Below are 12,946 nucleotides of genomic sequence, written 5' to 3'. Positions count from 1 at the left end.
TTCGGTCCTCGAATAGGTAGGTTGACCGCGTGCAAACTTTCTTGACCGATCGTGAGCTGCTGGAATCGCTCGCGCCGGAGGTGGAGGAAAACCTGCGGCGACACCTTGCCGCCGCCGACGACTGGCAGCCGCAGGACTACGTGCCCTGGGACGAGGGCCGCAATTTCGCGTTTCTCGGCGGAACCGACTGGGAGCCCGGTCAATCCGAACTGGGCGAGGTCGCGAAGGTGGCGCTGACCGTCGGCGTGCTGATCGCCGACAACCTCCCCTCGTACCATCGCGAGGTCGGTAAGTATCTGCGCACCGGCCCGTGGTGGCGCTGGGTCGGCCGGTGGACCGCCGAGGAGAATCGGCACGGGATCATGCTCCGGAACTACCTGGTGGTCACCCGTGCGGTGGATCCGGTCGAACTCGAGCGGATGCGGATGTCGCATATGACCACGGGATTCCGTCGTCCCGCCCTGCATCTGCCGGATATGCTGGCCGCCTGCGCATTCGAGGAGCGCGCCGCCGCGATCCGGCATCGCAACACCGCGGCGCTGGGAGAGAATCCGATCATCACCGCGATGTCCGACCGCATCGCGGCCGACGACGAACTCCAGTCCGAATTCTTCGCCCAGCTCGTCGCCGCCGCGCTGAACGTGGCCCCGGATCAGACCGTGCGCGCGATCGCCGACCAGGTCGCCGCCTTCGCCGTCCCCGAGGTTGCCCTCGCCGACGGCCGCTCCAGCACCGCGGTCCTGGCCGAGGCCGGAATCTACGACCCGGCCCGTGCGCCCGAACTGGTCTTCACCCCGCTACTGACCCGCTGGGCGGTCTTCACCCGCACCGATCTCGGCGAAGAGGGGGAGAAGGCCCGCAGCGCCCTGGCTCACCTGCATCCGTGACCACCCGCGTCTGGGCGCGCGCGGAGGCGGTCAGCCCCGCACTGCTTTCCAGAGGCCGGAGACCGTGCCGCGCAGGAAGTCCTCCCAGCTGAAGTGGTCGTGCCAGAGGGTGATGCGGCCGTCCACGAGTTCGAAGGTGCCGCACACCCAGAAGCCGATCTCCACCCGGCCCGCGCGCAGATAGTCGGTGCGTTCGGTGAGGACCGTATCGCCCTCGGAGACCGGGCGGCCGTCGGCTTCCATGGCGATGTGGTTCATATCGACGCGGAAGCCGAAGGAATCGCGCGACAGGCCGCGCAGCAGACCGCCGACGCGGCTGATGCCGCGCACATCGGGCAGTGAGGTGTTCTTCCAGACGATATCGGGGTCGAGCAGCTCGAGCGCCTCGTCCACCGCGCTCATCTCCAACGCCGCGAAGAATTCGCGAACCGTGGTGATCGCATCCTGCCGTAGCTCGGGTTTGTCGGACATGCTCCGACTGTATGCCGCACCGGGGTCCGAATCCACGGAATCGGGGTCCGTTCGGCCCGCCGTGTTCGTCGTTTCCGTACCTTTTGCCCTCGGGCGTGTGACGAACGATGTGAGTATCCAGGCGCGTGCTCGGCGCGCGGCCTGGCGTCAGGGCGCGGCTTTCCCGGTGGATTCGGTGGGGGACGGGCTCGTCCGGCGGGTCTCGATGAGAGCCGCCAGGCCATCGAGGATGCGGTCGATACCGAAGTGCAGGGCGTTGTCGCGGGCCTCGGGCGGGCCGGGGTCGCTGAAGGCCGCGATGGTGTGCGGGTAGCGGTCGGCCCGATCGGCGAGGGTGCGGGTCAGCTGATCGGCCATCTTGCCCTCCAGGTCGCCGGTTTGACCGCTCAGGGCAGTGTGGGCGAGAGTCTGTGCCTGTCCGGAGAGCAGTACGAGGGTGTCCAGGCGCTCGGGGCCGGTCAAGCCGCTGTCGGCCAGCGGTGCGAGACCGGCCTCGAACCAGTCGATCTCGTTGGGGCCCAACGGCCTCGGGGCGACCAGCATGCCGAGCATCCAGGTGTGTTCGCAGAATCGCTCGTAGCTCGTCACGCACCAGGCGCGCAGCTGCGCACGCCACGGCTCCTCGGTCGAATCCTTCGTCGCCGCAACGGGATCCGGTAGGTCTCCCATCGCGGCGTCCAGCATCAGCGCGGTCAGCTCGGCCTTGCCCGGAACGTAGCGGTACAGCGCCATCTTCGCGCAGCCGAGTCGTTCGGCCAGGCGCTGCATCGAAAGGTTCACCGGCCCTTCGGAATCCGCGAGCGCGATCGCCTCGGTGACGATCCGGTCCAGCGAGAGCGAGGGCTTGGGCCCGCGCTTGGGCCGCTGCCGGGTGCCCCACAGCAGTTCGATAGCGGTCGGTGCGGTCATCCCACCATCCTTACCGATCGGGTCTTGACTCGGAAACTGTGTCCACCGTACGCTAATCTGCGTCCGACAGACACAGTTGAGGAAAACTGGAGTTCACCATGCGTAATCAGACCGTTCTCATCTCCGGCGCCAGCATCGCCGGGCCCGCCCTGGCCTACTGGCTGCACCGCTACGGCTTCGAGGTCACCGTGGTCGAGCGCGCCCCGGAACCGCGCCCCGGCGGGCAGGCCATCGACTTCAAGGGGCCCACGCATCGCGCGGTGCTCGAGCGCATGGGCGTGTGGGAGGAGATCGTCCGGCAGCAGACCGGTAAGACCGATATGGTCTTCGCCGACGACGCCGGTCGCGAATTGGCCGTGATATCAGGCGATTTCACCGGTGGCGATGTGGAGCTCCTGCGCGGCGACCTGGCCCGCATCCTGTACGAGCAGACCGCCGACACGTGCGAATACGTCTTCGGCGATTCGATCAGCGCGCTCACCGACACCGCCGAGGGCGTCCGCGTCGAATTCGAGCACGCGCCCGCGCGCACCTTCGACCTGGTCTTCGGCGCGGACGGAATTCACTCGCGGGTGCGCCGCCTGGCCTTCGGGCCGGAGTCCGATTACGTCCACCACCTGGGCTATTACTACTGCATCGCCGGTGCGCCCGGATGGGGGCAGGAGGCGGAGGGCCCGCGCGTGCGCGGGCGTGCGTCGGCCTACAGCGCGCCGGGCAGGCTGGCCGTGCGCGGCGGTGCGAAGGCGGCGCACCACTACATCTTCGCCTCGCCGGTGCTCGATATCGCCCGCGACGACGTGGCCGCACAGCAGCGGCTCGTCGCGGAGCAGTTCGCCGGACTCGGCGGGCCCGTTCCCTCGATGCTGGCCGAACTGCCCGGGCTCGACGCGTTCTACCTGGACTCGATCAGCCAGGTCCGGCTGAAGGGTCGCTACACCAAGGGGCGGGTCGCGCTGATCGGCGATTCGGCCTACGGAAATACGTTGGGCGGCTTCGGAACCGGGCTCGCGGTCGTCGGGGCCTATGTCCTGGCCGGTGAATTGGCCACCGCCGGAGGCGAATACGCGAGCGCGTTCGCCCGCTACGACGAGATCATGCGTCGCTACGCCAAGATCGCGGGCAGCTCCAACGCCGGGCGGTTCCTCGCGCCGCGGACCGCGCGCGGTATCGCGATGCGCAACTGGTTCGTCGGCTCGCGCACCTTCGGGCTCATGACGAGATTCGGCGACAACGCCGCCAAGGACATCGATCTGGTGGATTACCCGGCCATGGTCGGTGTGGCCGGGTGAATCGGGCACCACAGTTATTCGGGATCCTGCACCTTCGCCATGGACAGCACGTCCAGACGCCGGTCGAGCTCCTCGAGAGAGAGATCGTCGCCGATCAATCCGCGGTCGATGACCGTCTGGCGGATGGTTTTCTGTTCCTTCAGCGCCTGTTTCGCCACCGCGGCCGCCTCCTCGTAACCGATCACCGAATTCAGCGGGGTGACGATCGACGGGGAGGATTCGGCCAGTCGGCGCAGGTGCTCGGTATCGGCGACCAGCCCGTCGATGCACTTGTCCGCGAACAGGCGGGATACGTTGGCCAGCAGGCGAATCGATTCCAGGACGTTGCGCGCCATCATCGGGATGTAGACGTTCAGCTCGAACGCGCCGTTACCGCCACCCCAGGCGATCGCGGCGTCGTTACCGATCACCTGCGCCGCAACCTGCGTAACAGCCTCCGGCAGAACGGGATTCACCTTTCCCGGCATGATGGAGGACCCGGGCTGCAGGTCCGGCAGCCGGATCTCGGCCAGGCCGGTCAGCGGGCCCGAACCCATCCAGCGGATGTCGTTGGCGATCTTGGTCAACGAGATCGCCACGGTGCGCAGCGCGCCGGAGACCTCCACCAGTCCGTCACGGGCGGCTTGGGCCTCGAAATGATTGACGGCCTCCGACAATTGGTCCAGTCCGGTCGAACGGCGAAGTTCGGCAACGACTTTCGTCCCGAAGCCGTCGGGCGCGTTGAGTCCGGTGCCGACCGCGGTGCCGCCGATGGGCAGCTCACCCAGTCGGACCAGCGTCGCGGTCAGTCGATCGATACCGGACTCGACCTGCCGGGTGTACCCGCTGAACTCCTGTCCGAGGGTTACCGGCACCGCATCCATCAGATGGGTGCGGCCGGACTTCACCACCGTGCGCCACTCGTTCGCCTTGTCCAGCAAGCGAATTCGCAGGTGATCCAAAGCCGGCACCAGATCGCGCACCACGGCCTCGGTCGCGGCCAGATGTGTGGCGGTCGGGAACGTGTCGTTCGAGGACTGCGACATGTTGACGTCGTCGTTGGGGTGCACGGTCACTCCGCGCACCGCGGCCAGGCTGGCGATCACCTCGTTGGCGTTCATATTGGAGCTGGTGCCCGAGCCGGTCTGGAACACGTCGATCGGGAACTGGTCGTCGTGCGCGCCGTCGGCGATCTCGTTCGCCGCCGCGATGATCGCCTCGGCCTTACCGGACTCCAGCAACCCCAGATCCCGATTCACCGCCGCACAGGCCGCCTTGAGCAGCCCCAACGCCCGAATCTGCGCCCGCTCGAGTCCCCGCCCACTGATCGGGAAGTTCTCCACGGCCCGCTGCGTCTGCGCCCGCCACAGCGCGTCGATCGGAACCCGAACCTCACCCATCGTGTCGTGCTCGACGCGATACTCCGTCTGCTCAGTCATAATCCGAGCCTAGGCCCGCGCAAACTCATAGTGGTCCGCCACGCCTGAGGTCTTTCGCACACGTCAGCAGGGGAATACCCCGCCTAACCTACGTGTCCGGCGCGGCCCACCACGGACCGGACCAACAATCACGCCGCGCCGGAAAACGACCCGGCATCAGAGCCCGGATCCGGAACGTGCTCAGCGGCGAAGGGTCGCTGTGCGCTGGAACAGTCAGGCCGGTAACGCCAACCCCGAAGTTTCCGGCGCGGCTCGGAGACCGAAACTACGGCATAGGGGGGACAGCGTGTTCGTCGCCCACGAAGTTCACCGACGAATACTCCCGCAGCTTCGTCAGCCGGTGGTAGGCGTCGATCATTCGCACCGTCCCCGACTTCGAACGCATCACGATGGACTGCGTCGACGCACCGCCGGAGAAGTAGCGCACGCCGCGCAGCAGGTCGCCGTCGGTGACGCCGGTGGCGCAGAAGAACACGTTCTCGCCGGAGACCAGATCCTCGGTGGACAGGATCCGATCCAGGTCGTGCCCGGCATCGAGTGCCTTCTGGCGCTCCTCGTCGTCCTTCGGGGCGAGCCTGCCCTGTAGCGCACCGCCCATGCAGCGCAGGGCGGCCGCCGCGATGATGCCCTCGGGGGTGCCGCCGACGCCGATCAGCATGTCGGTTCCGGAATCGGGACGCGCGGTCGCGATCGCCCCGGCGACGTCACCGTCGGAGATCAGCCGGATCCGCGCACCCGCGTCGCGCACCTCCTGGATCTGCTGCGCGTGCCGGGGCCGATCCAGGATGCACACGGTCAGGTCCGAGACCGAGGACTTCTTGGTCTTGGCGACCCGCCGCAGGTTCTCCGCGATCGGCGCGGACAGATCGATCACATCGGCCGCATCCGGACCGACGGCGATCTTCTCCATGTAGAACACGGCCGACGGGTCAAACATCGCGCCGCGCTCGGCCACCGCGAGGACCGCGATCGCACCCGGCGAGCCCTTCGACATCAGGGTGGTGCCGTCGATCGGGTCGACCGCGAAATCGACCTCGGGGCCGGTGCCGTCACCGACCGCCTCGCCGTTGTACAGCATGGGCGCTTCGTCCTTCTCGCCCTCGCCGATCACGACGATTCCGCTCATCGACACCGTGGCCACGAGCTGGCGCATCGCGTCCACCGCGGCACCGTCGCCGCCCTCCTTGTCGCCGCGGCCGACCCAGCGGCCCGCGGCCATCGCACCGGCCTCGGTCACCCGGACCAACTCGAGCGCGAGGTTGCGGTCCGGGGCCTCATGGCGGCTGGTTGCGGGTGTGGGTGCCGTCATCTGCGGTGCCTCCTCGTTGGTTTACTGCTGCTTGAATTGTCGCAGAACGGTCCGAACATCCGATCGGGTACACCCGTTCCACTTCCGTAATCGCGAGTTCGATGCTGGTCCGCGCGCTGTGATGTCGGCCTCGTTTCCGTCCGTTCGCCGGGTGCGGGGACGAGCCGCCCAGGTCGGCGAGGCCCTCCGGAACGAAGTGCGGAAAATGCGGCGCGGCATACTGGGGGACGTGGCGAATCAGAAACCCCGGATCCTCAACGACTATCGCGACCTGCTCTGGTCGTTGATTCCGTTGCTGCTGATCTGCGTGGTTTTCGCGGCCCTCGCCCAGCAGTGCAGTTTCTCGCCCGGCAAACCGGCGACCGGCAATATTCCGCACTTCGACGTCACCTCGGCCCTGCGGGACGACGCGCACACGCTGCCGTTCCCGATCCGGCAGCCGAGCCTGCCGGACCGGTGGACCGCCAACTCCGGCAGCCGCGACACCGTCACCGGCGAAGGCGGCGGGACGCTCAGCACCGTCGGCTACATCACGCCGGAGGGCACGTATATGCAACTGACCCAGTCCAACGCGTCCGAATCCGCACTGGCCGACCACATTCTGCAGACGCGCAGTCCTTCGGGCACGCAGAAGGTGGGCGAGCGGACCTGGACGGTCTTCCACGTCCAGGGCAACGAACCCGCGTGGATCACCGATTTCGGCGCCGACCGGGTGCTGATCAAGGGTGCGGGCAACCAGTCGGCATATATGACTCTGGCCGGTGCGATTGATGCCGCGCAGCCGCTGCGTTCCTGATTCGACCTGCGCATTTGTGATCTTGATCGGATTCGGTGAGAGCGGATCCGGGTAACCGTCAACGACTCTCGCTGTTTTTCGGCTAACGTTGGCCGGGTGGATCGCGCGGACTTGGCTTGGCTCGAGCGGGTACTGGATCGGCCGATCATGGAGGCGACGCATGCCGAATGGGGAGTCGGTGACAACACCAGTCTGGTGACCGTCGCCGACGGCTCCGGCGTCGTCGTGCAGCGATATCGGCGAGGCGGTGAGGCCGACCGCCGGATGCGGATCATGAACGCGTTGCGAGATCCCGCCGCCGCCAAGGGAATTGCCATTCCGGGCATTCGCGCGGCCGATATCGCCGCACAACCGCCCTGGATCGCGTTCGATATGTTGCCCGGTGCGCCGAGCGCCGAAACCGCAATGGACGGACCGCATTTCCCGGCGCTGGCCCGGGCCATGGGCGCGATGCTCGCCGATTTCTCCGAATTGCCCTGTGTGGATGTGGAACTCGACGATATGTGGGCCCGGCCCCGATATCTGGCCGCCCGCGCCGACGCCTGGGCCGAATGCCTGGCTCCCGCGCTGTCGGGGGCGCAGAGCGCCGCGCTGGAGCAGGTGCTGGTGGATCTGCCCGCGCTGTTCGACGGCCGCCCAGCGGTTCTGGCGCACGGCGACTACGCGCCGGTGAACATCCTCGTCGAGGACGGGGCGATCACCGGGCTGCTGGATTTCGAATCGGTACGCGTCGCGGATCCGCTGTACGACCCGGCGCGCTGGGCCTGGTCGGTCGGCTTCGCGGGCCGTGCGGCGCTGGCCCGATCCTGGCCCGAATTCCTCCGCGGCGCGGGCATCGATCCCGCCGAACCGGCTCTGGCGGAACGTATTCGGTCGTTGCAGGTGATCTGCACGATGGAGATGCTCGCCGACGCGGATCTCGCGCCGGGCCTGTGGCGGATCGTGCACGACCGGCTCGTCGGGCTGCTGAGGTGAGCCGGTGGGCTAGCGGTCGAACGTCCTGATGGTGGCGAGGGTGGTGATCCGGTTGTCGTTGCCGGAGTCGCGCAGTTCCACCCGGCCCAGCCCGTGCTGCGCGGTCGCGGTGGCCACCACCGGGCCGACCCGCGCGGCCTGCAGATAGCGCAGGCCGAGGAAACTCAGCCCGTTCGAAGGACCGAGGGACAATGCCGCCTCCTCCGCGGCAAGGGCGATCAGCCCGCCGTTGACGGTGCCCGCGGCATTGAGCCCGTCCTCGGTGCGGGGGAGTACCGCGACGCCCGGACCGCGGCGTTCGCAGCGGGCCCGCTCGGCCAACGGGACGGCGAGTCGCGTGCCGCTGGGAGGCATGTCGATGCTGAGCCTGCGCGGCAGTTGGACGTCCGGATTCGGCGAGGCCATGAAGGAAGTCGCGCCGAAGCCGATCGGCACGTCGTCGACGGTGAACTCGATCTCCGCGACGAAGACCGAGCGGCCCGCCTTGACGGTCCGGCCGACCGCGCGCACCTCACCGGTGCCCGGCGGGGGCCGGAACAGGTTGACGTCCAGTTCCAGCGTCACCGGCACGCGCGGGTGCAGGACCAGCGAGGCCAGCAGCCCGCCCATGGTGTCCAGCCAGATGGCCAGGACGGAGGTGCGCAGGTGGGTGGTGCCCGGGACGTGCATCTGCGGGGTGATCGTCGCCGAGCCGTGCAACTCGTCGCCGACGCGCCGGGTGGCGAAACCCAGCTCGAGCAGGATGTGCCGACGTCTGTCCAACTGGCTGTCGACGGTGGTCACGGCATCTCCTCCTGCTCGGCGGAGCGGGTGGCGCCGCTCGGCATCCTTTCAGAGAACCCCACTTCGAGCACGTTGTGCAAGTGGCATTTTCGAATTCGAGAGTGACGTTCTGCACTCGGAGGTGTTCGTATCCGCGCCGAGCGTTCCGTCCGGAAGGCCCTATTCCGTCTCGGGCTCGCGGCGGGACAGCGCGTCCTCGACCCGTTTGCGGGCACCGGCCAGATGCTCCTCACAGCGCGTGGCGAGGGCCTCGCCGCGCTCCCACAGGGCCAGCGAATCGTCCAGGTCCATACCGCCCTGCTCGAGCATCTTCACCACGTTGACCAGTTCGTCGCGGGCGCGCTCGTAGCCGAAACCCGCGATCTCGGCGAGGTCACTCTCGGTCATGACGGGGCTCCTTCGTGATGGTCTGACTGGCCAGTGCCGCCGCGCTGATCGCGCCGTCGGCGACCCGGATGCGCAACTGGGTGCCCGGCGGCGAATCGGCCACCTCGTGGATGACGTGCCGTTCCTTACCTGAAACGCGTTGCACCACAGCATATCCGCGGGCGAGGGTGGCGGCCGGGCCGACGGCCGTGAGTTTGTCGCGCAGATGCCGGGTCGCGGTGGACTCGGCGGTGAGGGTGTGCTCGACCGCGCGGCGGGCCGCGGTGCGCAACCGCTCGGCCTCCTCGTAGCGCTGGTCGAGCTGACGCAGCGGATCGGCCAGTACCGGACGCGAGCGCAGCTGGTCCAGGGCGCGCAGTTCGCGCTGCACCCAGCCGCGCAGGGCCGCGGCCGAGCGCTCCCGCCACTCCCGGATCATCGCCAGTTCCGCGGCGGCGTCGGGGACGATGCGTTTGGCGGCGTCGGTGGGTGTGGCCGCGCGCAGATCCGCGACGTAGTCCGAGAGCGGATTGTCCGGCTCGTGCCCGATCGCGCTGACGATCGGCGTCGTCGCGGAAACGATTGCGCGGCACAGGGTTTCATCGGAGAAGGGCAGCAGATCCTCGACGCTGCCGCCGCCCCGGGCGAGCACGATCACAGCGACGTCCGGATCGCGATCCAGCTCGGCCAAGGCGTCCAGGATCTGCGGGACCGCCGTCGGTCCCTGGACCGCGGTATTGCGGATCTCGAAACGTACTGCGGGCCAGCGATTCCGGGCAACGGTCAGCACGTCGTGTTCGGCGGCGCTGGCGCGTCCGGTGATCAGGCCGATCGTCCCGGGCAGGAACGGAATCGGCCGTTTGAGTCGTGGGTCGAACAAGCCCTCGGCGGACAGCAGTGCCTTGAGCCGCTCGATGCGGGCCAGCAGTTCGCCGATGCCGACGGGCCGGATCTCGGTGATACGCAACGACAATGTGCCGCGGCCGGTGAAATAGGACAGCTTGCCGTAGACGACGACGCGGCTGCCCTCCTGTAGCGGAATTGCCGAATTGCGCAGCAGCGCGGGATCACACGTCACCGACAGGGACATGTCCGCGGCCGGATCGCGCAGCACCAGAAAGGCCGTGCGGGTCCCCGGGCGAAGGTTCATCTGGGTGATCTGACCCTCCACCCAGACGCTGCCGAGCCGGTCGATCCACTGTGCGACCTTCAGCGCGATACTGCGCACCGGCCAAGGGTTCTCGGCCGAGTTCGAGGGCCGGGCCGAACCCGAAGCACCCTGCCCGCCGGAGGCCGCCGCATCGGCGGGGGTGTGTGTACCGGGATCGGTCACCGTTGCGCCTCACCGATATTCGGGGCTCGACCGCCGTCGGGCCCGCGCTCGATCATCGCCGCGTGCCGATGCTCGGCTCGGCGGTGGCCGGCGGTCGTGTGTGCGTGGGTGTCGCGGGTGAGTTCGGTCACTTCGCCTGCACGGTGGCGATCCGGTTGGTGAGCATCGTCACGAAGGCCGCGCGGTCGCGGGTCAGGCGCTCGTACTCGAGCAGCGCGGACAGCTCCTCGACGCTGAGCATCCGCAGGCGGGCGCGCAACTGGGCCAGCGTCATGTTCAGGTAGTCGTAGCGACTCGCGACCTCCGGCTCGACGACCTCGTCGGAGGAGGCCTGCCTGTTGCTGGAAGACGTTGTCGCGGTGGGTGTTTCGGCCTGCGTTGGGTCCGTCGCGGCGGCCTCCTCGGCCGGGGCGGGCACGACGGGCGCGGGCTCCGCGGCGGACTCGGGCGCGGCATACAGGTCGAAGCGGCTCAGCGCGGCCTCGCGAACGCCGGTGAAGGCCGGGGCGGGATCGTCGTCGTCCTCGTCGAAGGTGGCCCAGGCGGGCTGCTCCTCCGGACGATTGGTCAGCTGATCGAACACAGCGTCACCCTTGAGCGCGAGACTGGTCACGAACTGCTGGGCGTGCATGGTGGTCTGCAACAACTGGCTGATCGCGGTGATCGGCAGATGCATCGCGGTCGTCGGCAGCCGGCGGGCTTCCTCCAGGGCGTAGACGGCGGCCCCGGCGGCGACACGGGCGAAGAACGGCGGTCGAAACATAGTCCTAGCCTGCCCGATTCGCCGTGTGAAGCAAAGGAGGGGATCCATGCGCGCCATTTCTCGTCGCAGTGGTTCGTCGTCATGTCGTCGGGCCGCGGCGGGGAGCGGGTGAGGGGACTCACAATTCGCCACGCCCGTCATCCCACGATACCGGGTGTGACCGCGCGCGTGTCGCCCTGTGCGCGCACGTAAGGTGGGGAGCATGTCCTCGGCAATCCCCTTGAATGTCGGAATCGCCCGGTCCGCGGGTTCGAGCGCGGCCGGTGCCGCCAAGCGTGTCCTGCTCGCCGAGCCACGCGGCTACTGCGCCGGTGTGGATCGTGCGGTGGAGACCGTCGAGCGCGCCCTCGACAAGCACGGTGCGCCGATCTACGTGCGCAAGGAGATCGTGCACAACAGGCACGTGGTGGAGACACTGCGCGAGCGCGGTGTGGTCTTCGTCGACGAGACCGCCGAGGTGCCCGAGGGCGCGGTGGTGGTCTTCTCCGCGCACGGCGTGTCGCCGATGGTGCACGAGGCCGCCGCCGCTCGCAGCCTGCACACCATCGACGCCACCTGCCCGCTGGTCACCAAGGTGCACCAGGAGGCCAAGCGGTTCGCCCGCGACGATTTCGACATCCTGCTGATCGGCCACGAGGGGCACGAGGAGGTCGAGGGCACCGCGGGCGAGGCGCCCGATCACGTCCAGCTCGTCGACGGTCCCGACGCGGTCGACGGCGTGCACGTGCGCGACGAGGAGAAGGTGATCTGGCTCTCCCAGACCACCCTGTCGGTCGACGAGACCATGGAGACCGTCCAGCGGCTGCGCCAGCGTTTCCCGAAGCTGCAGGATCCGCCCAGCGACGACATCTGCTACGCGACCCAGAACCGGCAGATCGCGGTGAAGGCGATGGCGCCCGAATGCGATCTGGTGATCGTGGTCGGCTCGCGCAACTCCTCCAATTCCAAGCGTCTGGTCGAGGTCGCCCTCAATGCGGGTGCGCGCGCGTCCCATCTGGTCGATTTCGCGCGCGAGGTGGACCCGGCCTGGTTCGAGGGCGTGCGCACGGTCGGCGTTACCTCGGGAGCCTCGGTCCCGGAGATCCTGGTGCGCGGCGTGCTCGATCTGCTGGCCGAATACGGCTACGCCGACGTCCAGCCGGTCACCACCGCGAACGAGACCCTGGTGTTCTCCCTGCCCCGCGAGTTGCGCGCCGCGCGTCAGTAGGCGGTTTCCGCCGCGCACGATCGGCGTGTTGGCGAGGTTTCTGCGAAGGTTTGCCCGCCGGACGACCGCGGGCTGTACGCATCGTGCCCTGGCGAGAGCCGTCGGTCGCGAAGGGCTGCGGTCGGCGAGGTGAATGCGTGGCCGAGCACGGCGCGGTAGCAGTCGCCGGACACGGCACGGCCATCGGTCGAGGGTGGTGCGCGTCCGAAAGACTCGCAGCCGGGGAAGTTGGCTCGTGGCCGGAAATCGAACTGGGCGGTGGTCGCCGAAATCGAGCGGTCAGGATTGACGACTCAGTGTTCGATTCGGCCCGAATCGCGTTCGCGGTAGCGGACGTTCGGGCGCGGGTGCGGCGGGACGTCGCCGTGCTCGGTTCCTCGGGCGCGGCGCTGCGGCTGGGGTTCCGCGGAACGTTGGCGCGGCGGTTCCTGCGCGCGTCG

General features: G+C 68.4%; 14 protein-coding genes. 5 read left to right on the top strand and 9 right to left on the bottom strand.

Translation table 11 applies throughout. From position 1 onward, the window contains the following. Positions 1 to 29: 29 nt before the first annotated feature. Complete coding sequence (locus tag NM2_RS41720) at positions 30 to 887, top strand: acyl-ACP desaturase (protein ID WP_067681887.1); 858 nt, start codon at positions 30 to 32, stop codon at positions 885 to 887. A 30-nt stretch (positions 888 to 917) separates the two neighbouring features. On the opposite strand, the gene NM2_RS41715 is transcribed toward NM2_RS41720, so the two are convergent. Further along, positions 918 to 1,358 carry a limonene-1,2-epoxide hydrolase family protein gene (locus tag NM2_RS41715; RefSeq protein WP_067681885.1) on the bottom strand — a complete coding sequence of 147 codons (441 nt, stop codon included), beginning with the start codon at positions 1,356 to 1,358 and terminating at the stop codon, positions 918 to 920. Between the two features lie 147 nt (positions 1,359 to 1,505). Beyond that, positions 1,506 to 2,267: a TetR/AcrR family transcriptional regulator gene (locus NM2_RS41710; protein WP_067681883.1), complete on the bottom strand. Its 762-nt coding sequence runs from the start codon at positions 2,265 to 2,267 to the stop codon at positions 1,506 to 1,508. A 98-nt stretch (positions 2,268 to 2,365) separates the two neighbouring features. Here NM2_RS41710 and NM2_RS41705 point away from each other — a divergent pair, with 98 nt between their 5' ends. Beyond that, positions 2,366 to 3,556 carry an FAD-dependent monooxygenase gene (locus NM2_RS41705; RefSeq protein WP_067681881.1) on the top strand — a complete coding sequence of 397 codons (1,191 nt, stop codon included), beginning with the start codon at positions 2,366 to 2,368 and terminating at the stop codon, positions 3,554 to 3,556. A 14-nt stretch (positions 3,557 to 3,570) separates the two neighbouring features. Here the strand turns inward: NM2_RS41705 and NM2_RS41700 are convergent, their stop codons facing one another. Both NM2_RS41700 and glpX read right to left on the bottom strand, forming a co-directional pair. Next, on the bottom strand, positions 3,571 to 4,974 hold the full coding sequence (locus NM2_RS41700; protein WP_067681878.1) for a class II fumarate hydratase: 1,404 nt from the start codon (positions 4,972 to 4,974) through the stop codon (positions 3,571 to 3,573). 265 nt (positions 4,975 to 5,239) lie between these two features. Further along, on the bottom strand, positions 5,240 to 6,283 hold the full coding sequence (glpX, locus tag NM2_RS41695) for a class II fructose-bisphosphatase (protein ID WP_067681875.1): 1,044 nt from the start codon (positions 6,281 to 6,283) through the stop codon (positions 5,240 to 5,242). 229 nt (positions 6,284 to 6,512) lie between these two features. On the opposite strand from glpX, the gene NM2_RS41690 reads away from it, so the two are divergent. Together NM2_RS41690 and NM2_RS41685 are read left to right on the top strand one after the other, a co-directional pair. Next, positions 6,513 to 7,079 (top strand): DUF4245 domain-containing protein, encoded by a 567-nt coding sequence (locus NM2_RS41690; protein WP_084532091.1) that lies wholly within the window; start codon positions 6,513 to 6,515, stop codon positions 7,077 to 7,079. Between the two features lie 96 nt (positions 7,080 to 7,175). Then, a complete protein-coding gene (locus NM2_RS41685; protein ID WP_067681872.1) occupies positions 7,176 to 8,054 on the top strand; it encodes an aminoglycoside phosphotransferase family protein in 879 nt (292 codons plus the stop codon). Between the two features lie 9 nt (positions 8,055 to 8,063). On the opposite strand, the gene NM2_RS41680 is transcribed toward NM2_RS41685, so the two are convergent. From NM2_RS41680 to NM2_RS41665, 5 genes are all read right to left on the bottom strand, one after another. Further along, the gene (locus NM2_RS41680; RefSeq protein WP_067681869.1) at positions 8,064 to 8,837 is read right to left on the bottom strand and encodes a PaaI family thioesterase; all 774 of its coding nucleotides are present in this window, start codon (positions 8,835 to 8,837) and stop codon (positions 8,064 to 8,066) included. Between the two features lie 159 nt (positions 8,838 to 8,996). Next, positions 8,997 to 9,224 carry an exodeoxyribonuclease VII small subunit gene (locus NM2_RS41675; protein WP_067681867.1) on the bottom strand — a complete coding sequence of 76 codons (228 nt, stop codon included), beginning with the start codon at positions 9,222 to 9,224 and terminating at the stop codon, positions 8,997 to 8,999. Further along, entirely contained in the window at positions 9,211 to 10,431 is a 1,221-nt protein-coding gene (gene xseA, locus NM2_RS41670) for an exodeoxyribonuclease VII large subunit (protein ID WP_067681927.1), read from the bottom strand. Before xseA ends, NM2_RS41675 begins: the two co-directional genes overlap by 14 nt. Positions 10,432 to 10,532: 101 nt before the next feature. After that, complete coding sequence (locus tag NM2_RS52755) at positions 10,533 to 10,667, bottom strand: hypothetical protein (RefSeq protein WP_281182831.1); 135 nt, start codon at positions 10,665 to 10,667, stop codon at positions 10,533 to 10,535. Next, entirely contained in the window at positions 10,664 to 11,299 is a 636-nt protein-coding gene (locus NM2_RS41665; RefSeq protein ID WP_067681864.1) for a lipid droplet-associated protein, read from the bottom strand. Before NM2_RS41665 ends, NM2_RS52755 begins: the two co-directional genes overlap by 4 nt. 202 nt (positions 11,300 to 11,501) lie before the next feature. On the opposite strand from NM2_RS41665, the gene NM2_RS41660 reads away from it, so the two are divergent. Continuing rightward, positions 11,502 to 12,506 carry a 4-hydroxy-3-methylbut-2-enyl diphosphate reductase gene (locus NM2_RS41660; protein WP_067681860.1) on the top strand — a complete coding sequence of 335 codons (1,005 nt, stop codon included), beginning with the start codon at positions 11,502 to 11,504 and terminating at the stop codon, positions 12,504 to 12,506. The last annotated feature ends 440 nt before the right edge of the window (positions 12,507 to 12,946 follow it).

The organism is Nocardia miyunensis NBRC 108239, assembly GCF_001613065.1.
In the GTDB taxonomy this organism is placed as follows: domain Bacteria; phylum Actinomycetota; class Actinomycetes; order Mycobacteriales; family Mycobacteriaceae; genus Nocardia; species Nocardia miyunensis.
The sequence above is the reverse complement of the archived record's forward strand: the minus strand, read 5'-3'. Positions and strand labels throughout refer to the sequence as shown.

Bases quoted from the DNA above. Each gene is read 5' to 3' on its own strand.
- NM2_RS41715 (WP_067681885.1), bottom strand. From the start codon at position 1,358: ATGTCCGACAAACCCGAGCTACGGCAGGATGCGATCACCACGGTTCGC.
- NM2_RS41710 (WP_067681883.1), bottom strand. From the start codon at position 2,267: ATGACCGCACCGACCGCTATCGAACTGCTGTGGGGCACCCGGCAGCGG.
- NM2_RS41705 (WP_067681881.1), top strand. From the start codon at position 2,366: ATGCGTAATCAGACCGTTCTCATCTCCGGCGCCAGCATCGCCGGGCCC.
- NM2_RS41700 (WP_067681878.1), bottom strand. From the start codon at position 4,974: ATGACTGAGCAGACGGAGTATCGCGTCGAGCACGACACGATGGGTGAG.
- glpX (WP_067681875.1), bottom strand. From the start codon at position 6,283: ATGACGGCACCCACACCCGCAACCAGCCGCCATGAGGCCCCGGACCGC.
- NM2_RS41675 (WP_067681867.1), bottom strand. From the start codon at position 9,224: ATGACCGAGAGTGACCTCGCCGAGATCGCGGGTTTCGGCTACGAGCGC.
- NM2_RS41665 (WP_067681864.1), bottom strand. From the start codon at position 11,299: ATGTTTCGACCGCCGTTCTTCGCCCGTGTCGCCGCCGGGGCCGCCGTC.
- NM2_RS41660 (WP_067681860.1), top strand. From the start codon at position 11,502: ATGTCCTCGGCAATCCCCTTGAATGTCGGAATCGCCCGGTCCGCGGGT.